This window comes from Kitasatospora purpeofusca, from assembly GCF_036010405.1.
In the GTDB taxonomy this organism is placed as follows: Bacteria; Actinomycetota; Actinomycetes; order Streptomycetales; family Streptomycetaceae; genus Kitasatospora; species Kitasatospora purpeofusca.
Genome location: NZ_CP108561.1, coordinates 924,061 through 945,889, shown reverse-complemented (window position 1 = coordinate 945,889; position 21,829 = coordinate 924,061). Strand labels below are relative to the sequence as shown.

The window sequence follows — 21,829 nt, the reverse complement described above, 5'->3', positions numbered from 1 at the left end:
CTCGGGAAGCAAGGGTTCCGGTAGTCCGATCAGGCGTTCGGAACGTCGCGTTCCAGTTCGGCGATCGTCTCGGTCAGCCAGGCCCGCTCCGCCGCGCCGGAGGCCCGGGCGACCAGCAGGATGCCGCGCCGGAACGGGTTGGGTTCCCGCTCGGCGGTGACGGGGAGCCCGTCGGCGTCGTAGAAGAAGCTGCTCGGCGCCTCCAGGAAGGCGAGCCGTCTTGCGAGGACGGCGGCCTGCCGGGCCGGGTCGGCCAGGCGGTCCAGGAAGGTGGCGACGGTGAAGAAGCGGATCTGGTCGGAGATCTCGACCTCGGTCGGTTCGGCCAGCCGCCGTTCCAGCTCGGCGCGCCCCTCGGCGGTCAGCTCCAGGACCTGTCGGGGGGCGGCCCCGGTGCCCGGCTCGGTGCGCCGCAGCAGCAGTCCGGCCTTCTCCAGCCGGGCGATCGCGGGGTAGAGCGCGCCGTCGCTGACCGGCCGGACGTGGCCGGTCAGGTCGGTGATCAGGGCCTTCAGTTGGTAGCCGTGCAGCGGCTCGTCGTGCAGGAAACCGAGGATCGCGAGCGTCAGCACGGTCGGGGGTCCTCCGTCGTCGTGGCGTTCCGCCGTCGTCGGCGCTCCGGTCCGGACCGGCGGTCGGCAGTCCGTGGCCGCGCGTTCCGTGACGGCGCCACGATACCTCTTGTCGAGATGCATCGATTCGATGTATCTCTATTCGAGGCAAGCGAGCAAGCGAGGTCGTCGAGGCGGTCGAGGTCGTCGACGCCGAGGGCCGACGGGGACAGTGGAGGAAGCATGCGGGGGCACCTGCCACGGCTCGTGGCACTGGCGGGACCGGTCTACGGGGAACTGCTCTCTGGGGTGGTTGCCTCGGTCGTCGGCGCCTACTGGGTGGCCGGGCTGGGCGCACCGGCGGTGGCCGCCGTCACCCTGGCCGGCACCGTGGAGAACCTGCTGCTCGGCCTGGTCCTGGTGGTCGCCTCCGGCACCACCGTGCGGCTGGCGCACGCCCGCGGTGCCGGCGACCGGGCCGGGGCCGGTCGGGTCGCCCGGGCCGCGTGGCGGCTCTGCGCGCTCGGCAGCCTCCTGATCGCCGTCCCCGGCTTCCTGGCCAGGGACCGGATCGCCGCCGCCTTCCTGGACGGCGAGGCCGCCGCGCTCGCCGCCGACTGGTTCACCGTGGCCTTCCCGGCCTTCGCCCTGTTCTTCGCCCAGCGGATCGCCGACGAGCTGTTCAAGGGCGTCGGCGACACCCGGACGCCGCTGCGGACGGCCCTGCTCGGCAACGCCCTGCTGCTCGTCCTGGACCCGCTGCTGATCCTCGGCCCCGGCCCGTTCCCGGCGCTCGGCGTGACCGGCGCGGCGCTGGCGCTGACCGCCTCCCGGGCGGTCGCCCTCGCCGTCACCGCCCTGCTCCGCCGCCGCCACCGGTTGCCGGCCCCGGCGGGCGGGCTGCTCGCGGAGGGGCGCGCGATCACCGCGACCGGCGCGCCGTTCGGCCTGGACTTCACCGCGCGGATGGGCGTCGGGACGGTCCAGCTCGGCCTGGTCGCGGCCTTCGGTGTGCCGGCGGTGGCCGGGTACGGGGTGGGCTACCGCGTCCTGCTGATCGTCACCATGGCCTTCTACGCCGTCCGGCAGGCCGCCGCCATCGAGGCCGCCCGGCTGACCGGCGCGGCCGGGCGGGCCGGAGTCGACCCCGCCGCCGCCGTGCGCTCCCTCGCCCGCGACACGGCCCGGCTGGCCGGGGCGCTCGGCGCGGGCGCGGCCCTGCTCTGCGCGGCGGCCGCGCGACCGGTGACGGCGCTGTTCACCGAGGACCCGGCGGTGGCCGGCGAGGCCGTCGGTTTTCTCCGGATGTCCGGCCTCTACCTGCTGCCCTATGCGCTGGTGGTCGCCCTCGGCGGGGTGCACCAGGCGGCCGGCGCCGGACGGCGGCCGGTGGTCGCGGTGCTGGTCGGCCTCACCGCCCAGCTCGCCTCCGGCGCGGTCCTGTCGGGTCGGTTCGGTGTCCGCGGCCTCTGGGTCGGTATGACGATCGGAGCGCTGGTCCAACTCGCGCTGCTCCTGCTCCCGCTGTCCCGCCGCCGGGCCGGTGCCACCGGGGACGTACCGGGCCGGATCGGATCTGAGCTTGGCGTTTAACCTCGCTGCGCTTGGTGATCCTTGATCGATTCGGCGCGTTTCACGGTCTTGCCGACGTCGTGGTGCTTGGCGCGGTTCTTGTTCTTCGAGCCTGCGGGCCGTCCCGGCCCTGGCCGGGACGGTTTCGGTGCGGCCGCCGGACGGGCCGGAGGCTGTCGCACGGCTTCCCCCGTCCGCGAGTCAAGAGCGATTCGATGTTCGGTTCAAGTCGTCGTGGGGACGTTGGAGTCTGGATCGGTGGGGCGGAACTTCCTGCTGTGCGACCGCGAACGTGATCTTGAGATGCCGAAGAGTGCCCGGGAGTGGCTGCCGCCAGGGCACTTGTGTTGGAGAGTGCTTGAGGTGGTCGAAGGGCTCGACCTCTCGGCCTTCGAGGGCGGCTATCGTGCCGACGGGCAGGGCGGCGTCGCCTACCCGCCAGCCGCCTTGGTGGCGCTGATCTTCTACTGCTACAGCAAGGGCATACGCTCCTCGCGCGGCATCGAACGGGCCTGCTGGGACGATCTGGGCTGCCGGATCATCACCGCGAACCGCGCCGTGGACCATTCCACCGTCGCACGGTTCGTCCAGCGTCACCGCGACGCGCTGACCCGGCTGTTCGTGCAGGTGCTGGCCCTGTGTGGCAGTCGTGGGCTGGTCGATCTGTCGGCGGTCGCGGTGGATGGCTCGCCGATGGACGCGAACGCGTCCCGTGACTCCAACAAGCAGTTGCCGCGTCTCGAGACCGTCATCGCCCGGTGCGAGGACGAGATCAGCGCGCTCATGGACGACGCGCGCGACCATGCCCGGCGCGTCGAGACCCGCGACGCTACGGACGCCGACGACGAGCCCCAGCGTGACGACTGGCCGAGGATGTCACGCCTGTGTGACCTGCTCGCCAGGGCTCGCACGGCCCGGGACCGGCTCCACCAACGCGCCCTGCCGTCCGCCAACGAGATAAGGATCAAGGTTCAGGCAGCCGAACGCATCGTGGCCCGCGCGGAGGAGCGGTTGACCGCGGAGACTGCGGCCCATCAGGAGAAACTGAGGAAGTACCAAGCACGGACCGAGGCCGACCGGGAGGCAGGGCGCCGGGCCGCCAACGGTCGACCGCCCGTGCCCATGGAGAACAAGACGGTCCTGGTCCGGCAGCGGGCCCGACTGGCGAAGGCCCTCGCTCACCTGGAGCGGGCAAGCAGCCCCGAGCCGATGCCCTCCCCGACCGCCGTCGCCAGCCTGAGCGATCCGGACTCACGGCTACAACTGGGCAAGCACGGCGGCTACCTGCAGGGATACAACCTGCAGATCGTCTGCGCGCGCCGCCAGATCCTGCTGGCCATCGACCTCCACGACAACCCCTCGGACCGCACCGCACTGATCCCGATGGTCAGGAAGACCCAGGAGAACCAGCGCGCGGCAGGTCTGGCGGGCGACATCCTGCTCTGGCTCGCGGACAGCGGATACGCCAGCGCCGCCTCCTTCGAGGAGCTCGCCGACCTGCCGCTGCTGGTCTCGGTCACCAGCGAGGCTGACCAGGCAGGCTTCCCCGCGAAGCGCCAGACCGCCCCCGCCGGCCAACAACCCATGGCCGACCGCCTGGCGACCCCGGCCGGCCGGGCCCGGTACCGCCAGCGCAGCGCTCTCGTCGAGCCTGGCTTCGCCCAGCTCTTCCAGCGGTTCGGCCGACACCTCAACTACCGCGGACGCCGAGCTGTCGACACCGAGATCAAGCTCCTCGGCACCGTCCACAACCTCAGCAAACTCCTTGTCGGCACCACGAAATCGCGCTCTTGACTCGCGGACGGGGGAAGCCGTGCGACAGCCTCGCCGCGGTCGCGCGGATGTTTCGAAACCCGCGCCGGACCCGGGCGGGGGTCAGACGGCGGGGCCCAGGCGACCGTTCCCAGGGGCGGCGTAGGTCTTCGGCGAGCGGGCGGGCGAGACGGAGCTGGGTGTGGGCGGCGATGACCAGCCAGGTCCACAGGTCGGCGCTGTCGGCGTGGCGGATCTTCGGAGCGGTCCAGCCGAGGGTCTGCTTCATCAGCCTGAAGGTGTGTTCGAGATCGAATCTGCGAAGGAACGCCTGCCACCAGCGGTCCACGTCCGCCGGCGTGGCGGCGGTTGACGAGACCCAGAGCCAGACCGGCTTCGGGTCGCGGTCGCCCGGCAGGCGCTCCACCTTGAGGCGCATCAACGTACCGTGAAGGATGGGCAGTTCCTCCTCGGCCAGGTCCAGCCAGGGGCCGCGGTGGGTGAGCCGGGGGTGCATCCGGTCCCAGGCCATCGCCTCGGCCTTGCCGTAGCGGGTGGTGTCGGTGGCCGTGGTGATCTCGGGTTCGTGCCAGCTGTCGGGCCGAGCGAAGGACAGGACGCCGCCATGCTTGCGAGGCCGGCCGCCCTTCGGGCCGGAGCGGGCGGGCCCGGCGTCGCGGAGCATCACGCGGTCCGAGCGCAGTCTCCCGACCAGCACGACCGGCAGGTCCGCAAGGGCGTGGGACAGGTAGGCGACGTCGTAGCCGGAGTCCATGACGACCCAGATCTCGGGGTCGCCGTCGTGCCACTGCCCGGCCTGTCCCAACCTGGTTACCACGTCGCGAAGTTGGTCGGCGGTGACTGCGGTCGCGTCATCCGCCCGCCCGAGGCGCACGGCGTCCAGCAGCGCGGTCCAGGAAGTCCGGCCGGTCTCCAGGGCCGCGACGAAGGAGTACGGCCAGCCGGGCACGAACTGGTCCTTGCTGCGGCCCCCGCGCCCGTAGACGTGGCAGAACAGCCGGTCGTCGCTGGTGGGGGCGTCGGGCCGGAGCCAGTTGCTCACGTCAACGGCCAGCACGATCCGCCCGTCGGCCGCGCGGGGCAGCGGCAGGCCGGCCAGGGTGCGGCGCAGGCGGGCGGGCTCGCACCAACCCCGGTCCAGCGCGGCGTACAGGGCTCCGTGCCCGCGCCGATGCTCGATGGCCAGCGACAGCTCGACCAGCGTCTTCACCGGCCCGTCCGTACACAGCACCGCGTCGGTGAGCTCGAAGAGCGCGTCCTGGCGGGCGTAAAGACAGTCGTAGAACTCGACCCGAAAGCGGGACAAGACGTCCAATGCCGCACTTTCGGGCGCATCGACCGGGAGACTCATAGGCAGCGGCCGTTCTCTCGTGCTTCGTGACTCGACATCTCGAAGCGTGGAGAACGGCCGCCTCCGCTGTCCCGGGAAGAACCGCAGATCAGCAGGTCGGGTGACCTGCGAGGTTAAACGCCAAGCTGAGGAGGCGTCAGAAATCCGGTTGAGCGAGCGGAACGCGTCTGCTTGAGATGTATGCGATCGATCGATCTCCCTGTGTGCCTACCGGCGGCCGGGCGTGCTGTACCTCGGCAACCGCGACACCGCCACCTGCTTCGTCCGCCGCTGATCCTGACCCACCGGCCGTCCCGGGCCGACCTCCTGACCCGACGACCGACCTTGGCGGAGCATCGGCGACGCCGGTAACCTCCTGGCGGTGACACGGAGACGCAAGGCCTCGTGTCGATGACCGACGGCGCGCAGGTGCATTGGAAGGGCCTGGGGGACACGACTCGGCGGCCGGCCGTGGTCCTGCTCCACGGTGGTCCCGGGCTGCCGGACTACCTGGACGGCATCGCCCCCATGGTCGCGGACCTCGCGCCCGTGTACCGCTACGACCAGCGCGGCACGGGGCGGCCCCCGTGGCAGGGGCGGCACTCCCTTGCCCGGCACGTCGAGGACCTCGCCGAACTCCTCGACGCGTGGGAGCTGTCCGAGGCCGTGCTGATCGGGCACTCCTACGGCACCGGTCTGGCGAGCCGGTTCTGTCTGCGGTACCCCGGCCGGGTGCGCGCCGTGCTGCTGATGTGCGGGCCGTTCGTCGGTGACTGGCGGACCGAGGACCGAGCGGAGCGCGGCCGTCGGATGTCCGCGGCCCAGCAGCAACGGCTCCGTGAGCTGGAGGAGTTGCCGCAGCGCACGGAGGAGCAGGAGGTCGAGCTGCTCACCCTCGCGTGGTTCACCGACCACTCCGATCCCGAACGCGGGTGGCGCTGGGCGGCCGAGGGTGCCCGGCGGCGGCGACCGGTCAACTGGTCCATGAACGCCGAACTCGGCGCGGAAGGACGCGCCGATCCGCTCGACGGGCACCTTGCCGACCTGTGCACACGCCTGCCCGCTCGGACGGAGATCCTCGGTGGGGTCGACGACCCCCGTCCGGTGTCGGCACTTGAGTCGCTCGCGCTCCAGCTGGGCGTGCCGCTGACCCGGATCGAGGGCGCGGGGCACGAGCCCTGGCTGGAGCGGCCCGACGAGGTGCGTGCGCACCTGCGGCGATTCGTGCGGGACGCCGTCGGTACCCGCCTGGGCCTGTCGAACGATTGGTCTTGGGGCAGGTCGAGGTGGGCCGACGGACGCGGCACGGGAGCGTACAGAGCCCCGGTAACCCGCAGGTGGGCGGGCGCCGGCCCGGGCCCGGACCCGGCTACGCCGGGCGGTTCGACAACGGTGCACGGCTTCGTCGCCAACGGAGGCCCCCAGAAGACCGCGAACAGCTTCACCGTCAGTGTCCGCCTGCCGCGCGGCGTGACACCCGAGGAGCCCTACTTCCCCGAGGACTGCCAGGCGACGCAGGGCCTGCTCGGCGTCTGGACCGTCCGATGCGTCTTCCCGGCCGGCCTCAACGTTGACGACAGCGCCACCGCACTCGTCCCGGTCAGGGTCTCCGAGGATGCTCCTCTCGGGAATCTGACCGGCGGACGGGTCAGCGTCAGCAGCATCGACGACATCCTCCACCTCGGCAACAACTCCACGCCGTTCGTCATGAAGATCGTCGAAACAGGTCGGCAGGGCTGAAACCTGCGGCAGGGCTGAAGCCCGGGCCCGGTGGCGAACCCCGCGAGCGCCCCCTGCCCACCGGCACCGCCGGGGAGCAGGGGGCGTCGGCCTTTGCGCCGAGCACCGTGGCGGCGACCCGGGCGGCGCGATCCGACTGCTGGAGCCGGTCGTGGATCAGGAGCCCGCCCGGGCTTCAGTGCTCAGCGTCCCGGAGCATCGGACGCAGGCGCGGGTGCCGGTGCGGCGGGTCGGTGCGCGGCCGGGAGGCGGGTGGCGAGGAGGGTGCCGGTGGCGGCCGCGGCGGCCAGGGCAAGCAGGGCCGGGGTGAGGGCTTCGGCCGGTGGGCGGCCGGCGGCGAGGGTGGTCGCGGCGGCCACGCCGAGGGCGGGCCCGATGTTCATCGCGGTCTGCTGGAGCCCGCCCGCGACCCCGGCGGCCCCGAGCGGTGCGGCCCGGACGACCGCCGTCGTCGCGGTGGCCATCACGGCCCCGAAACCGGTGCCCAGCAGCAGGAAGGCCGCGGTCGTCACGAGTGCCGAGGTGTCCGGGCGGAAGCCCGAGGCCAGGAGGGTGCCCAGGGTGAGCGCGGACATCCCCGCCACCACCGTCCGGCGCGGACCGTGACGTCGGCTCAGGGTCGCGGAGGCGGGCGCGGCCACCACCATCGCCAGCGCGAGCGGCAGGGCCCGTAGCGCACAGGCGAGCGGGTCCAGGGCGAGCACGTCCTGGAGGAAGTAGGTGACGAGGAAGAGCGTGCCGAACAGGGCGGCCGAGGCGGTGAGCAGGACGCCCAGCGCGGGGGCCACCGTCGGGGCCCGGAGGACGGCCGGCGGCAGCAGTGGGTCCCGGGTTCGCCGTTCGTGGCGGAGGAAGGCGGTGCCGAGCGCCGTCGCGGCTCCCAGTCCGAGCCAGACGGTCGGGGACGGGCCGTGCTCGGGCACCTCGGCCAGAGTGAACACCAGTGCGGCCAGCGCTCCGCCCAGCAGCCCGGCGCCGGGCAGGTCCAGCCCGGAACCCGCCGCGGAGACGGAAGCGGCCTCGGCCGACGCGGGCAGCCTGACCAGCAGCGCCGAGACCCCGGCGACCGCGGCGGGCACGACCGTGAGGAAGAAGACCGAACGCCAGCCCAGTTGAGCGGTCAGCGCGCCCCCGACCAGGGGACCGGTGGCGGCCGAGAGCCCGATCGCGCTGGTGCGCCAGGCGATCGGCCGGGCCAGCAGTTCGGCCGGGTAGACGGCCCGCAGCAGCCCGAGGGTGGCGGGCTGGAGCAGCGCGCCCGCCACGCCCTGGAGGACGCGCAGGCCGATCACCCAGCTGATGTCGGGGGCGAGGCCGATACCCGCCGAGGTGACTCCGAAGCCGATCGCGCCGATAGCGAATACCCGGCGGTGGCCGAACCGGTCGCCGAGCCGGCCGGCGAACACCAGCAGGGCGGCCACGGTGACCAGATAGGCGGTGCTGGTCCACTGCACGGCGGCCAGGGAGGTGTCCAGGTCGCGGCGGAGGCTGGGTTGGGCGACGCTGAGCACCGTGCCGTCGAGGGCGACGACCGAGGCGCCGAGGACGCTGCCGACGAGGGTGAGGCGCCGGGTGCGGGCGGGCGTCATCCGGCATCCCGGCCGAGGTGGGCGTCGAGGGTGGCGCGGAGGAGGGGTTCGACGCTGTCGCCGCCGGTGGCGAGGCGGAGACTGCCCCAGGCGCGGAGCTGGGCGAGGCCGTGCAGATTGGCCCAGAGCGCCGCCGCCACCACGGTGGGCGGCGGTTCGTCCCCGTCCCCGTCTCCGTCGGCAGCGGCAGCGGTCGGCCGGATCGCGGCGACCAGGCGGGTGACGGCCTCGAAGAGGGGCAGCGAGGTGCGGCGCAGCTCTGCACCGCTGCCCTCCAGCACGTCGTGGCGGAACATCAGCTCGAACAAGCCCGGCCGCTCGGCCGCGAAGGCGAGGTAGCCGCGGGCGAGGTTGTCGAGCCGGGCCCGGGCCGCTGCGGCGGAGACGGAAGCGGAGACGGAAGCGGAAGCGGTGGCGGAGGCGGGGGCGGGGGCGGGGGCGGAGACGGGGACGGAGGCGGAGGACGGTGCGTCGAGGCCCAGCGCGGTGGCCAGCTCGCCGAAGCCGTGTCCGGCGATGGCGGCGAGCAGTTCGGCGTGGGCGGCGAAGTACCTGCGCGGGGCGCCGTGCGAGACCCCGGCCTGGCGGGCGATCTCGCGCAGGGTGAGGGCGTGGACGCCCTCCAGCGCGAGCAGTTCGACCCCGGCTGCGACCAGGCGGGCACGCAGGCCGACGGACTTGTCCTGTTCGGTCATGGGGATGTGTCTATCAAGATCTAGTAGACACTGTCTACTCGCGCTCCCGTCCGGCCCGGGGTCACAATCTCCGCATGGACGAGGGTGGCGAGCCGGCCTGCTGGCTGGACCGGGTGTGCGAGGACTGCGGACGCGTGCGTGAGCGCCCGGGCCCCGGCCCCTGCGAGAACTGCGGCAGCGGCGCGGACAGCACGGACAGCGCGGACAGCACGGACAGGACGAACCGGACGAACGAGCAGGGCAACGAGAACCCCCGGGCGGATCACCGAAGGTGAGCCGCCCGGGGGCGGGGGAGTCGGACGCGTCCGCGGTTCAGCGCGACAGGCCGTCCAGGGCCTGATCGGGACCGGGGTCAAGCACGTCCTCGGCGTCCGGCGCGTCCTCCACCGGCTCCACCCCTGTACCCCGCGCGGGCAACACCCCGACCGCGGTCGGCGTCGCAGCCGCAGCCCCGCCCGGCCGCGCCTCCGGCGCCCAGGCGGTGCCCCGCCGCCGTGCGAACACCGCGCCCAGCCGCTCCACGGCGGGCTGGGTGTACCGCGCGGCCAGCGGCCCGGTGACCACCAGGATCAGCACGTACGCCGTGGCCAGCGGCCCGAGTCCGGGCTCGATACCGGCCGTCACGGCCAGCCCGGCGATGACGATCGAGAACTCGCCCCGGGACACCAGCGCCCCGCCGGCCCGCCACCGTCCGCGGGTGGCGATCCCCGCCCGGCGGGCCGCCCAGTAGCCGGTGGCGACCTTGGTGACGGCGGTGACGGCGGCCAGCAGCAGGGCCGGCAGCAGCACCGGCGGGATGCTGGTCGGATCGGTGCTGAGGCCGAAGAACACGAAGAACACCGCCGCGAAGAGGTCCCGCAGCGGGCTCAGCAGCGTGTGCGCGCCCTCGGCGGCCTCGCCGGAGAGCGCGATGCCGACCAGGAACGCGCCGACCGCCGCCGACACCTGGAGCTGCTGCGCGATACCGGCGACCAGCAGTGTCAGCCCCAGCACCACCAGCAGCAGCTTCTCCGGGTCGTCGTGCGAGACGAAGCGGGAGATCAGCCGGCCGTAGCGGAGCGCGACGAACAGCACCGCTCCCGCCGTGGCGAGCGCGATGGCGAGGGTGATCGAGCCGGCGACCAGTCCGGCCCCGGCCAGCAGGGCGGTGAGGATCGGCAGGTAGACCGCCATCGCGAGGTCCTCCAGCACCAGGATGCTGAGGATCACCGGGGTCTCCCGGTTGCCCAGTCGTCCGAGGTCGCCGAGCACCTTGGCGATGACGCCCGAGGAGGAGATCCAGGTGACTCCGGCCAGCACCACGGCCGCCACCGGGCCCCAGCCGAGCAGCAGCGCGGCGAGTGCGCCGGGTATCGCGTTGAGCAGGAAGTCGACCGCGCCGGCCGGGTACTGGGCCTTGAGATTGGTGACCAGGTCGGCGGCGGTGTACTCCAGACCCAGCATCAGCAGCAGCAGGACGACGCCGATCTCGGCGCCGGTCGCCACGAACTCCTCGCTGGCGCTCAGCGGCAGCAGTCCGCCGGTGCCGAAGGCGAGGCCGCCGAGCAGGTAGAGCGGGATCGGCGAGAAGCCGTACCGGCCGGCGATCCGGCCGAGCAGACCGAGGACGAGGATGACCGAGCCGAGCTCGATGAAGACGGTGGCGGTGTGCACCCCCCGATCACCCCCGCTCCAGGATCGCCGCCGCCGCGTCCACACCCTCGCGGGTGCCGATCACGATGAGCGTGTCTCCGCCGGCCAGCCGGAAGTCCGGCGCGGGCGAGGGGACGGCGCCGGTGCGCCGCAGTACGGCGACGATGGAGGCGCCGGTCTCGGTGCGCATCCGGGTCTCGCCGAGCAGCCGCCCGTTCCAGTACGAGGTGCCGTCGACCGGGAGCCGTTCGGCGACCAGGCCGAGGTCGGTGGTGTGGAGCATGGCCGGGTTGTGGTGGGCCGGCGTCAGGGCGTCGACCAGGGCGGCGGACTCCTCGGCCGTCAGCCGGAACGCCTGCGAGCAGGCGTCGGGGTCGTCCGAGCGGTAGACGTTGAGGCTGCGTGAGCCGTCGCGGTGGGCGATCACCGACAGGTGCCGCTGTTCTCGGGTGGTGAGGTCGTACTGGACGCCGACACCGGGCAGCGGAGTGGTTCGGACACGGGCGATCGACACGGCGGCTGTCCTCTCGTCAGGGGGAGTTCCCTCGGTGCTGCGCGGACACGGACACGGACACGCACGGACACGGCCGCGCCGGGGCAGGGGGAACTCCGGCGCCTGACCGCGTACGGGACGCGAACGCGCAACCGGATCAATAGTAATGAGTATGTAAAGTCCGAAAATGCGACCAGGCCCGTGCGGGCGCCGAAGGGCGCGCACGGGCCTGGCACGGACCGGGCGACTGCGTGACGGTCCGCGGTTTCTGGAGCTCGGGGGAACCGACGCGGTGGGCCTACTGCGGCGGCCGGTCGTCCCGCAGCTGGTCCTTGATCTTGTCCTGCGCCGTGTCGACGTGGCCGCTGTACTTGCCCTGCGTCCGCTCGTCGACCATGTCGCCGGCTTTGTCCACGCCCCTCTCGGCCTGGTCCTCATGGCCCTTGAGCAGGCCCTTGAGCTTATCCATCATGGACATCTGGTCACACTCCCGGAAGAGACGGCCCCACCTCCTCCAGCATCGCCGCAGACCGGGGTGTCCGCATCCGGTCAGCTTTCGCGCCGGGGTTGGCAAGACGTCCCGGAGCATGTCAAATCGGGAGACCCACAGACCGTCGGAAGGACTCACGTTGAACGCTCGGACCGGTCGCCCGGCCACCGCACCCCGCTCCAAGGCCGCCCCCACCCACCGGGCGGCGGGCGCCGCGCTGGCGGTCGCGGCACTGGTGACCCCGCTGCTGCTGGTCGGCACCGGCAGCGCCGCCGCCGAGACGGACCCGGTCCGCAACGGCGCGAAGCTGGCGGCCCGGCTGATCGCGGGCAGCGACGCCGACGACGCCTTCGGGACCCTGGAGGCGTTCCAGCGGTTCGCCGACCGGAACGGCGGCACCCGGGTGGCCGGCGCCCGGGGCCACGAGCAGTCCGCCCAGTACGTCTACGACCAGGCGCGCAGGGCCGGGCTGAAGGTCTCCAAGCAGGAGTTCGAGTACACCTTCTTCCAGGCCCTCTCCGAGAAGTTCGCGGTCGTCTCCCCGCAGGCCGAGACGGTGCCGCTGAAGGCCATGACCTACTCCCTCAGCGGCCCGGCGGGCGGCATCACCGCCCCGCTCGCGGTCGTCCCGGTGGACGACACCACCGGCTGCGAGGCGTCCGACTACGCGGCCGGCGCCTTCACCGGCAAGGTCGCGCTGATCAAGCGCGGCGGTTGCAGCTTCGCGATCAAGCAGGCGGCCGCGGCGGCCGCGGGCGCCGCCGCCGCCGTCGTGTACAACAACACCGACGCCGAGCTCAGCGGCACCCTGGTGGAGCCGGACGCCGGTCGGCTCCCGGTCGGCAGCACCAGCAAGGCGGCCGGTGAGGCCCTCGCCGCCAAGGCCGCCGCCGGTCCGGTCACCGTCAGCCTGGACCTGCGCACCTTCATGGAGAAGCGCAAGACCTGGAACGTGCTGGCCGAGACCCCGGGCGGGGACCCGAACAACGTCGTGATGGTCGGCTCCCACCTCGACTCGGTGGCCGAGGGGCCCGGCATCAACGACAACGGCTCCGGTTCGGCCGGCATCCTGGAGGTCGCCAAGAACCTCGGCACCCGGCCGGTCAAGAACAAGGTGCGGTTCGCCTGGTGGTCCGCCGAGGAGTTCGGCCTCAAGGGCTCCGAGGCGTACGTGAACTCGCTCTCCGAGGCCGAGAAGAAGAAGATCCGGCTCTACCTCAACTTCGACATGATCGCCTCGCCCAACTCGGCCCAGTTCGTCTACGACGGCGACGACTCCGACCACGTCGGCTCGGGCCCCGGCCCGGCGGGCTCCGCCCAGATCGAGCGCCTGATCACGGACTTCTTCGACGACTGGAGCGTCCCGCACGAGGGCACCGACTTCACCGGCCGCTCCGACTACGGACCGTTCATCGAGGCGGGCATCCCGGCGGGCGGCACCGACACCGGCGCCGAGGTGATCAAGACCGCCGAGCAGGCGGCCAGGTACGGCGGCACCGCCGGGGTCGCGTTCGACAAGTGCTACCACAAGGCCTGCGACGACCTGGACAACCTGGACCTCGCCGCCTTCGACCTCAACATCGACGCCATCGCCAACGCCGTCGGCCGCTACGCCTGGGACCTCTCCTCGCTGACCGCGCCCGTCGCGCCGAAGCAGACCGACGGCCAGGTGGGCAGCGGCGGCGGCCTCCAGGAGAGCCACGCCCACGAGGTCGCGTCCTGACCCCGTCCTGACCCCGGCCGTACCCGGCCCCACCAGGCCTTGTCCCGCCTCCGGCCCCGCCCCCGCGTTCCTCGGGGCGGGGTCGGAGGCGCGTCGGACGGGCGCCGGTGCCGGGCGATCGGGGGTCCGCCGGGTGCGCGGAGCGGTGGCCTGACACCATGGACGGCGAGAGCACGACACCGTGACACCCTCGGAGGATCAGCACCATGAGCAGCAGTACGCACTACGACGTCGTCGTTCTCGGGGCCGGTCCCGGTGGGTACACCGCGGCCGTCCGCTCCGCCCAGCTCGGTCTGAAGACCGCCGTCGTGGAGTCGAAGTACTGGGGCGGGGTCTGCCTGAACGTCGGCTGCATCCCCTCCAAGGCCCTGCTGCGCAACGCGGAACTCGCGCACATCTTCACCAAGGAGGCCAAGACCTTCGGCATCAAGGTCGAGGGGAAGGTCACCTTCGACTACAGCGAGGCGTTCAAGCGCAGCCGCACCGTCGCCGACGGCCGCGTCAAGGGCGTCCACTACCTGATGAAGAAGAACGGCATCACGGAGTACGACGGCCGCGGCACCTTCGTCGACGACCGCACCCTCCAGGTCGCCCTGAACGGCGGCGGCTTCGAGGTCATCACCTTCGACCACTGCGTCATCGCCGCCGGTGCCAGCACCCGGCTGCTGCCGGGCACCAGCCTGAGCGACCGCGTGGTGACCTACGAGGAGCAGATCCTCACCGAGGACCTGCCGGGCAGCATCGTCATCGCGGGTGCCGGCGCGATCGGCGTCGAGTTCGCCTATGTGCTGCACAACTACGGTGTGCAGGTCACCATCGTGGAGTTCCTCGACCGGATGGTGCCGCTGGAGGACGCGGACGTCTCCGCCGAACTGGCCAAGCAGTACCGCAAGCTCGGGATCCAGGTGCTCACCTCGACCCGGGTGGACTCGATCGACGACAAGGACCCGGCCGCCAAGGTCAAGGTCACCGTCACCGCCAAGGACGGGCAGCAGCAGGTCCTGGAGGCGGACAGGGTCCTCCAGGCGATCGGCTTCGCGCCGCGCGTCCACGGCTACGGCCTGGAGAACACCGGCGTCAAGCTCACCGAGCGGGGTGCGATCGCGGTCGACGGCCGGGGCCGCACCAACGTCCCGCACATCTTCGCCATCGGTGACGTCACCGCCAAGCTGATGCTGGCGCACGCCGCCGAGTCGATGGCCGTGATCGCGGCCGAGACGATCGCCGACGTGGAGACCATGGAGCTGGACTTCGCGATGATCCCGCGCGCGACCTACTGCCAGCCGCAGATCGCGAGCTTCGGCTACACCGAGGCGCAGGCCCGCGAGCTCGGCCACGACGTCAAGGTCTCCAAGTTCCCGTTCACCGCCAACGGCAAGGCGCACGGCCTCGGCCACCCGATCGGCTTCGTCAAGGTCATCAGCGACGGCGCCCACGGCGAGCTGCTCGGTGCCCACCTGATCGGCCCCGAGGTCACCGAGCTGCTGCCGGAGCTGACGCTGGCCCAGCAGTGGGACCTCACCGTGCACGAGGTCGCCCGCAACGTGCACGCGCACCCGACGCTGGGCGAGGCGGTCAAGGAGGCGATCCACGGGCTGGCCGGTCACATGATCAACATGTGATCAGCCCGTAGTGCGGCCGGGTCCGTCCGGCGGGGATCCCCCGTCGGACGGACCCGTCGTGTTTCCGGCGGCGGTCGTAGGGCCCGCGGCGGTCGGAAGGCCGGCGGTCAGAGTGCCGGTGGTCAGAGTGCCGGTGACGGCGGCCGCTCGAAGAAGGACTCCAGCACCACGGTGGCCTGGGTCCCGTTGACGCCCTCGATCGCGTAGAGCCGGCGCAGCACGTCCTGGAGCTGCTCGGTCGTCGGCGTCCGCACCTTGACCAGCACCGACGCGGCGCCGGCGATGACGTGGGCCTCCTCGATCTCGGGGATCGCGGCGAACGCCCCGGCCGAATCGCCCATCCAGGCCGACGAGTCGACCATCACGAAGGCCAGCACCCCGAGGCCGAGCGCCTTCGGGTCGACCTCCACGGTGGTGCGGCGGAGGACGCCGCGCTCGCGCAGCTTGCGCACCCGTTCGTGGGCGGCGGCGGTGGAGAGCCCCACGGCCCGGCCGAGTGCCGCATAGGCCTGGCCCGCGTCCTGCTGGAGCAACGCCACCAGGGCCCGGTCGGTGTCGTCCAGATTTTCGATCGCCATGGTGGAACCATACCTGGTTCTGCCATACTCATGATCATCAGAACCACGTTCGGCCGTTTGCGATAGGACATGAATGATGTCTGGTCAGATTGAGTTCGGGTTGTACGAGATCCTGGATGACCGCTTCCGCCCCTGCACCTACGGGGACACCCGGCTCGAGCAGCTCCACGGGGACTGCCGCTGGGCCGAGGGCCCGCTCTACGTGCCCGCGTGGCGGCAGCTGATCTGGAGCGACATCCCCAACGACCGGATCCTGCGCTGGGACGAGTCCACCGGGACGGTCGGCGTGCTCCGCCCGGTGGCCGGGCACGGCAACGGCAACACCCTCGACCGCGAGGGCCGCCTGATCACCTGTGAGCAGGGCAACCGCCGGGTGACCCGCACCGAGCACGACGGCACGGTCACCGTCCTCGCCAGTCACTTCCAGGGCAAGCGGCTCAACTCGCCCAACGACGCGGTGGTCCGCTCGGACGGCGCGATCTGGTTCTCCGACCCGGACTTCGGCATCACCAGCGACTACGAGGGCCACATCGCCGAGAGCGAGATCGGCGCCTGCAACCTCTACCGGATCGACCCGGACGGCGGCGAGGTCCAGCTCGCCGCCGACGGCTTCCGCGGCCCCAACGGGGTCCTGCTCTCCCACGACGAGCAGCGGCTCTACGTCTCCGACAGCCGGGCCGGGCACATCCGGGTCTTCGACATCCGCGAGGACGGCACCCTGGCTGGGGGCGGCGTCCACATCGACGGCAACGGCAGCCGCTTCGACAACATCCGCTTCGACCGCGACGGCCGGCTCTGGGCGGCGGCGTTCGAGAACGGGATCCACTGCTACGCCGAGGACGGCACCCTCATCGGCCGCATCCTCGTCCCCGAACCCGTCTCCAACCTCACCTTCGGCGGCCCCAAGAACAACCGCCTCTTCATCACCGCCACCACCTCGCTGTACTCGCTGGTCACCTCGATGACCGGTACTCACCGGGTGCCCCGCCACGCCTGACGCGGGGCGCCCGGTACGACGGCCCCCGGGGTAACATCCCGCCCCGCCCCGGGGGCCGTCGCCGTTCCCGGGCCGTCACCCCCGTCAAGAGGACGCCCCCGTCAAGGTGCCGTCAAGGCGGGGCCGGTTCGCGTACGCCCTCCGTCAAGAGCCGCTGCGGATGCCCGCCCGCGGGGGTGGACTGGATCTGCGAGCGGGACCGACCGAGGCCCCCGCCGCGACCGGAAGGACGACGACCCGCCATGACCGAGTTCCAGGTGATCTCCGACGACCCCCGCAACCGCCGGCTGTCCGGCGCCGCCGAGGAGGCCCTGCTGCGCCGACTGCTGCACGGCACCGTCTTCGACCCCGAGTCCGGCGCGCCCGCCACGACGGAGGCGGCGCGCGAACCCGAGGAGCGCCGCACGAGCTCCGCGCACTGCCGCCACGCGATGTACTACGAGGACTGACCACCCGTCGGCCGGGCCCACCGCGCGCCGCCGACCCTCGTCCTCCCCCTCCCGCCCTGTTCCGACCAGGAGCACCGTGTGACGACCACCCTGCGCACGCCCCCGTCCTCCCCGGGCCCCGGACCTGTCCGGCACCCCCGGCCCCTGCCCGCCGCCGACCCCGGCCCGCTCGGCAGCCCCTGGCCCGCCTCCGCCCGCCCCGGCCCGAACGGCGACCTGCTGATCGGCGGCGTCGGGCTGGCCGAGGCCGCCGACCGCTTCGGCACCCCGCTCTACGTGCTCGACGAGCAGGAGTTCCGCTCCCGCGCCCGGGCCTTCCGCCGCGCCCTGCCGACGGCCGAGGTCTTCTACGCCGCCAAGGCCTTCCTGTGCAGCGCGGTGGTGGACTGGGCCGCCGACGAGGGTCTCGGCCTCGACGTCTGCTCGGCGGGCGAGCTCCGCCTCGCCGCAGCCGCCGGCTTCCCGCCCGAGCGCATCCTGCTGCACGGCAACGCCAAGACCCCCGAGGAACTGCGCCTCGCCCGCCGCCTGCGGGTCGGCCGGATCGTCGTCGACGGCGCCGCTGAGATCCCCCGGCTGGCCGCCCTGGCCGTCGCGGACGCCCCGCAGCGGGTACTGGTCCGGGTCCTGCCCGGGGTCGCCGCCGGGCACCACAGCGCGGTGCGGACCGGCGTCGAGGGGCAGAAGTTCGGCTTCCGGATCGACGGCGGGGACGCCGCCGACGCGGTCGCCCGGATCCTCGGCCAGCCCGGCCTGCGGCTCACCGGCCTGCACTGCCACCTGGGCTCCCAGATCACCGAGGCCGGGCCCTACCTCGCCGCCGTCGACCGGCTGGTCGGACTCCTCGCCGAGATCCGCGACCGGCACGGCGTCGAACTGCCCGAACTCGACCTCGGCGGCGGTTACGGCGTCCGCTACCTCGCCGAGGACGCGGAGCTGGACCCGGACCGCTTCGCCGCCGAGCTCACCGCCCGGCTCGCCGCCCGCTGCGCCGAACACGGCCTCGCCGTCCCCGGGTTGCTGGTCGAGCCCGGCCGGGCGATCGCGGCTCCGGCGGGGGTGGCGCTCTACCGCGTCCTGTCGGTCAAGCGCGGTACGGACGGACGGGCCTTCGCGGCCGTGGACGGCGGCATGAGCGACAACCCGCGCCCCGCCCTCTACGGTTCCGCCTACCAGGTGCGGACGGTCGGGCGTCCCACCGACGGTCCGACCGCGACCTTCGACGTGGTCGGCCGGCACTGCGAGGCCGGTGACGTCCTGGTGCACGGCGCCACGCTGCCGGCGGACCTGCGCCCGGGGGACCTGCTGGCCGTCCCGGCGGCCGGCGCCTACCAGCTCTCGATGGCCTCCGGCTACAACCTGGTCGGCCGGCCGCCGGTCGCCGCCGTGCGGGAGGGGCGGCTGCGGCTGCTGATCCGGCGGGAGACCGTCGAGGACCTCCGCGCCCGCGAGGTCGGCCGCTGACCCTGCCGGCCGCCGGCCCTCTCGACGGCCGCTGTGCTGACAGCTGTCCGGTACGCCGGGCCCGGGAGCGGATCCGCCTCCCGGGCCCGGAAATCCAGGTGCGCCCGGGCCGATTCCCGCCGCACACTGGGCCGGTCACGCACCGTCGCCGCGAAGGAGCCCCGTGCAGGGAGCAGTCAGCGTCTCGCCCGCCCAGATCCCCGAACTGCTGCTCGGCCTGGCCACCGTCCGCCCGGTGTTCCTCTGGGGCGCCCCGGGGATCGGGAAGTCCTCCCTGGTCAGGGAGTTCGCCGAGGCGCTCGGTCTGGAGTGCGTGAGCCTGGTCGGCACCCAGCTCGCCCCGGAGGACCTCATCGGCGTCCCGCAGCTCACCCCCGAGGGCCGCTCCCGGTTCTGCCCGCCCGAGCAGATCGCCCGCGACCAGCCCTACTGCCTGTTCCTGGACGAGCTCAACGCGGCCTCGCCGGACGTCCAGAAGGCCTTCTACTCATTGATCCTGGACCGCCGGATCGGTTCCTACGAGCTGCCGCCCGGCTCGATCGTGATCGGCGCCGGAAACCGTGCCACCGACGGCGCGCTCGCCCGCCCGATGGCGTCCGCGCTGGTCAACCGCATGGTCCACGTCCACCTCCGGGCCAGCGCCGAGGACTGGCTGCGCTGGGCGGGCGGCGCCGGCATCCACCCCTGGATCGTCGACCACCTCACCGACCGGCCCGACCACCTGTGGTCCGCGCCGCCGAAGACCGAGGAGCCGTTCTCCACCCCGCGCGCCTGGCACATGCTCTCGGACGCGCTGCACTCCTTCGGCCCCACCCTGGACGAGGGGACGCTCAAGGTCGTCGCCCACGGGCTGCTCACCGCGCAGCACGCGATCGCCTTCTGCGGCTACGCGAAGATCGTCCGCAACTCCTACGGCCTGGAGGCGATCCTCAAGGGCGACGCGCGCTGGCCGCACCGGGTGGAGGACCGCGACCTGCTCTACTACCTGGCCGACGCCTTCCGCGGCCGTCTGGTCAAGGAGCTTCCCGCGCAGAAGGAGCACGCCTCCGGGGCGCAGCGGCAGACCGCCTTCCGGGCCAAGTCGCTGCTGGTCCAGTTGGCCGAGATCTCGGTGGAGGTCGCCCGGACGGTGATCGCCGACGGATCGGACGGCAACCCGGTGCTGCCCCCGTGGTTCCTGATCGAGGCCGCCCGGGACATGCCCCGGCTGGTCGAGGCCCGCCGGTGAACCGTGTCGTCGGGGGCCCGCCGGAGAACCGTGCCGTCGGGGGCCCGCCGCTGGAGCGCGCCGTCGGGGTGCGCCGGTGAAGCGCGCCCAGGCCGACCGCAGGGAACCGGACCCGGGCACCGAGGCCTTCGCGGAGGGCGTCCGGCTGCTCCGCCGCAATCCGGCCCTCGCCGCCCTGCGCGCCGACATCTGCCGCACCGAGAACTGCGGCACCGCCCCGCCGGACGGCTGGGCGGTGGCCGACTCCAACGGCACCCTGCACATCAACCCGCGCCGCCGGGCCGAGCCCGAGGAGTGGGCGTGGGTGCTCGCGCACGCGCTGCTTCACCTGGGCCTCGGTCACCTCCCGGGCGCCCGCGGCCCCCGCACCCCGCCCGACGCCTACGAGTCCGCCGCCCGCTGCGCGGTGGTCAACCGCTTCCTCGCCACCTTCCCGGTCGGCCGCGCCCCGGTCGTCCTTCCGCAGGAGTACCCGGGCGGCGGCGAGGAGGAGTTGGCCGCCCGGTGGCGCCGCGACGGCCTGCCCGCACCGGCGGTCGCCGGGACCGCCGGGACGGCCGGAACCGCCGAGCACGACCAGCTGCTGCTGGAGTGGCGCGGCCACGGGCCGCCCGAGGACTGGACGGTGGAGTTCGCGGCCGCGCTCACCCGCACCATGTCCGCCGCCATGGACCGGGCCGGGGGCCGGTTCGACGCCGAGACCGGTGGACGCCTGCCCGAGCGGCCCTGGACCAGGGCGCTCAACTGGTTCGTCTCCTCGTACCCGCTGCTCGGCGTCGTCGCGGCCGGCCTCACCGTGGTGGCCGACGCCGAACTGGCCCGGGCCCACGACATCGCCGTCGCCGCCGTCGACACCGAGGTGGGGGAGATCTACGTCAACCCGCTGCGCCGCTACTCCGACGAGGAGTGGCGGTTCGTCCTGGGCCACGAGATCCTGCACGCCGCCCTGCGGCACGGCGAGCGCCGCGGCGGCCGGGACGCGTTCCTGTTCAACATCGCCGCCGACTACGTCATCAACGGCTGGCTGCTGGAGATGGGCGTCGGCGAGATGCCGGACGGGCTGCTGCACGACCCGCAGTTGAAGGGACTGTCGGCCGAGGAGGTGTACGACCGGATCGTCCGCGACCGGCGCCGGATCCGCCGCCTCGCCACCCTGGCGGGGAAGAACCGCCCGGACGTCCTCGGCGAACGGCTGGGGCCGCCCCGGGACTTCGTGGACCTCGACGACTTCTACCGGCGCGGCCTCCAGCAGGGCTTCGAGCTGCACGGGCGCGAACGCGGCCTGCTGCCGGCCGGGTTGGTCGAGGAGATCCGTGCGCTCGCCCACCCGCCGCTTCCGTGGGAAGCGCAACTGGCGCGCTGGTTCGACGAGTTCGTGCCCCGGCCGGAACCGGTGCGCAGCTACGCCCGCCCCGCACGCCGGCAGTCCGCCACGCCGGACATCCCCCGGGCGGGCCGCCACCACCCGGAGGAGGAGGTGCCGCGCTGCACCTTCGGGGTCGTCCTGGACACCTCCGGTTCGATGGACCGGACGCTGCTCGGCAAGGCGCTCGGCGCGATCGCCTCCTACGCCGCCGCCCGGGACGTGCCGGCGGCCCGGGTGGTGCACTGCGACGCCGCCGCGCACGACGCCGGGTACCTCCCGGTGGAGGAGATCGCCGGGCGGCTCCGGGTGCACGGTCGCGGCGGCACCGTCCTCCAACCGGGCATCGACCTGCTGGAGCGGGCCGAGGACTTCCCTCCCGGGGCGCCCGTCCTGGTGATCACGGACGGCGAGTGCGACGTGCTGCGGCTGCGCCGCGAGCACGCCTTCCTCGTCCCGCGCGGTGCCGTACTGCCGTTCACGGCGCGCGGGCCGGTGTTCCGGATGAGCTGAGGCCCGCCGCACCGGGCCGGACCGCTG

17 protein-coding genes and 1 pseudogene are annotated in these 21,829 nt (G+C 73.0%); 10 read left to right on the top strand and 8 right to left on the bottom strand.

The genetic code is table 11. The features are described 5' to 3' along the window. Window positions 1-29: 29 nt before the first annotated feature. Window positions 30-572 carry a PadR family transcriptional regulator gene (locus OG715_RS04165; RefSeq protein WP_266277298.1) on the bottom strand — a complete coding sequence of 181 codons (543 nt, stop codon included), beginning with the start codon at window positions 570-572 and terminating at the stop codon, window positions 30-32. 222 nt (window positions 573-794) lie between these two features. Between OG715_RS04165 and OG715_RS04160 the strand changes: the two genes are divergently transcribed. Both OG715_RS04160 and OG715_RS04155 read left to right on the top strand, forming a co-directional pair. Then, the gene (locus OG715_RS04160; RefSeq protein WP_266277299.1) at window positions 795-2,144 is read left to right on the top strand and encodes an MATE family efflux transporter; all 1,350 of its coding nucleotides are present in this window, start codon (window positions 795-797) and stop codon (window positions 2,142-2,144) included. A 342-nt stretch (window positions 2,145-2,486) separates the two neighbouring features. Beyond that, the gene (locus OG715_RS04155; protein ID WP_327063443.1) at window positions 2,487-3,917 is read left to right on the top strand and encodes a transposase; all 1,431 of its coding nucleotides are present in this window, start codon (window positions 2,487-2,489) and stop codon (window positions 3,915-3,917) included. Between the two features lie 40 nt (window positions 3,918-3,957). On the opposite strand, the pseudogene OG715_RS04150 reads toward OG715_RS04155, so the two are convergent. Then, window positions 3,958-5,247 (bottom strand): annotated as a pseudogene (locus OG715_RS04150) (NF041680 family putative transposase); the annotation flags it as partial. Window positions 5,248-5,637: 390 nt separating this feature from the next. Between OG715_RS04150 and OG715_RS04145 the strand changes: the two are divergent. Continuing rightward, complete coding sequence (locus OG715_RS04145) at window positions 5,638-6,966, top strand: alpha/beta fold hydrolase (protein WP_327064233.1); 1,329 nt, start codon at window positions 5,638-5,640, stop codon at window positions 6,964-6,966. A 182-nt stretch (window positions 6,967-7,148) separates the two neighbouring features. Here OG715_RS04145 and OG715_RS04140 read toward each other — a convergent pair whose 3' ends face one another. The 5 genes from OG715_RS04140 to OG715_RS04120 all read right to left on the bottom strand — a co-directional run bounded on the left by OG715_RS04140 (window position 7,149) and on the right by OG715_RS04120 (window position 11,853). Beyond that, window positions 7,149-8,555 carry an MFS transporter gene (locus tag OG715_RS04140; RefSeq protein ID WP_327064116.1) on the bottom strand — a complete coding sequence of 469 codons (1,407 nt, stop codon included), beginning with the start codon at window positions 8,553-8,555 and terminating at the stop codon, window positions 7,149-7,151. After that, a complete protein-coding gene (locus OG715_RS04135; protein WP_327064115.1) occupies window positions 8,552-9,250 on the bottom strand; it encodes a TetR/AcrR family transcriptional regulator in 699 nt (232 codons plus the stop codon). Before OG715_RS04135 ends, OG715_RS04140 begins: the two co-directional genes overlap by 4 nt. A 312-nt stretch (window positions 9,251-9,562) precedes the next feature. Beyond that, window positions 9,563-10,903, bottom strand: a complete 1,341-nt coding sequence (locus OG715_RS04130) for a cation:proton antiporter (RefSeq protein WP_327064114.1) — start codon at window positions 10,901-10,903, stop codon at window positions 9,563-9,565. Between the two features lie 7 nt (window positions 10,904-10,910). Then, window positions 10,911-11,396 (bottom strand): cation:proton antiporter regulatory subunit, encoded by a 486-nt coding sequence (locus tag OG715_RS04125; protein ID WP_327064113.1) that lies wholly within the window; start codon window positions 11,394-11,396, stop codon window positions 10,911-10,913. Between the two features lie 277 nt (window positions 11,397-11,673). Next, window positions 11,674-11,853: an antitoxin gene (locus OG715_RS04120; protein WP_030397679.1), complete on the bottom strand. Its 180-nt coding sequence runs from the start codon at window positions 11,851-11,853 to the stop codon at window positions 11,674-11,676. A gap of 229 nt (window positions 11,854-12,082) precedes the next feature. On the opposite strand from OG715_RS04120, the gene OG715_RS04115 reads away from it, so the two are divergent. Together OG715_RS04115 and lpdA are read left to right on the top strand one after the other, a co-directional pair. Next, a complete protein-coding gene (locus tag OG715_RS04115; RefSeq protein WP_407661090.1) occupies window positions 12,083-13,588 on the top strand; it encodes a M28 family metallopeptidase in 1,506 nt (501 codons plus the stop codon). Between the two features lie 206 nt (window positions 13,589-13,794). Further along, window positions 13,795-15,210 (top strand): dihydrolipoyl dehydrogenase, encoded by a 1,416-nt coding sequence (gene lpdA, locus OG715_RS04110; protein WP_327064112.1) that lies wholly within the window; start codon window positions 13,795-13,797, stop codon window positions 15,208-15,210. Between the two features lie 122 nt (window positions 15,211-15,332). On the opposite strand, the gene OG715_RS04105 is transcribed toward lpdA, so the two are convergent. Beyond that, complete coding sequence (locus OG715_RS04105; protein ID WP_030397682.1) at window positions 15,333-15,773, bottom strand: Lrp/AsnC family transcriptional regulator; 441 nt, start codon at window positions 15,771-15,773, stop codon at window positions 15,333-15,335. Window positions 15,774-15,864: 91 nt separating this feature from the next. Between OG715_RS04105 and OG715_RS04100 the strand changes: the two genes are divergently transcribed. The 5 genes from OG715_RS04100 (at window position 15,865) to OG715_RS04080 (ending at window position 21,802) form a co-directional block, all read left to right on the top strand. Beyond that, window positions 15,865-16,785, top strand: coding sequence for an SMP-30/gluconolactonase/LRE family protein (locus OG715_RS04100; protein WP_327064111.1), 921 nt, complete (start codon window positions 15,865-15,867; stop codon window positions 16,783-16,785). Between the two features lie 242 nt (window positions 16,786-17,027). After that, the gene (locus OG715_RS04095; protein WP_327064110.1) at window positions 17,028-17,234 is read left to right on the top strand and encodes a hypothetical protein; all 207 of its coding nucleotides are present in this window, start codon (window positions 17,028-17,030) and stop codon (window positions 17,232-17,234) included. A 78-nt stretch (window positions 17,235-17,312) separates the two neighbouring features. Next, the gene (lysA, locus tag OG715_RS04090; RefSeq protein WP_407660944.1) at window positions 17,313-18,698 is read left to right on the top strand and encodes a diaminopimelate decarboxylase; all 1,386 of its coding nucleotides are present in this window, start codon (window positions 17,313-17,315) and stop codon (window positions 18,696-18,698) included. A 163-nt stretch (window positions 18,699-18,861) separates the two neighbouring features. After that, window positions 18,862-19,926 (top strand): ATP-binding protein, encoded by a 1,065-nt coding sequence (locus OG715_RS04085; RefSeq protein WP_327064109.1) that lies wholly within the window; start codon window positions 18,862-18,864, stop codon window positions 19,924-19,926. A 76-nt stretch (window positions 19,927-20,002) separates the two neighbouring features. Then, window positions 20,003-21,802: a vWA domain-containing protein gene (locus OG715_RS04080; protein ID WP_327064108.1), complete on the top strand. Its 1,800-nt coding sequence runs from the start codon at window positions 20,003-20,005 to the stop codon at window positions 21,800-21,802. Window positions 21,803-21,829: the final 27 nt, after the last annotated feature.

Excerpts from the sequence above, each read along its gene's own strand:
- OG715_RS04160 (WP_266277299.1), top strand. The coding sequence starts at position 795 with ATGCGGGGGCACCTGCCACGGCTCGTGGCACTGGCGGGACCGGTCTAC.
- OG715_RS04145 (WP_327064233.1), top strand. The coding sequence starts at position 5,638 with ATGACCGACGGCGCGCAGGTGCATTGGAAGGGCCTGGGGGACACGACT.
- OG715_RS04140 (WP_327064116.1), bottom strand. The coding sequence starts at position 8,555 with ATGACGCCCGCCCGCACCCGGCGCCTCACCCTCGTCGGCAGCGTCCTC.
- OG715_RS04135 (WP_327064115.1), bottom strand. The coding sequence starts at position 9,250 with ATGACCGAACAGGACAAGTCCGTCGGCCTGCGTGCCCGCCTGGTCGCA.
- OG715_RS04120 (WP_030397679.1), bottom strand. The coding sequence starts at position 11,853 with ATGTCCATGATGGATAAGCTCAAGGGCCTGCTCAAGGGCCATGAGGAC.
- lpdA (WP_327064112.1), top strand. The coding sequence starts at position 13,795 with ATGAGCAGCAGTACGCACTACGACGTCGTCGTTCTCGGGGCCGGTCCC.
- OG715_RS04100 (WP_327064111.1), top strand. The coding sequence starts at position 15,865 with ATGTCTGGTCAGATTGAGTTCGGGTTGTACGAGATCCTGGATGACCGC.
- OG715_RS04095 (WP_327064110.1), top strand. The coding sequence starts at position 17,028 with ATGACCGAGTTCCAGGTGATCTCCGACGACCCCCGCAACCGCCGGCTG.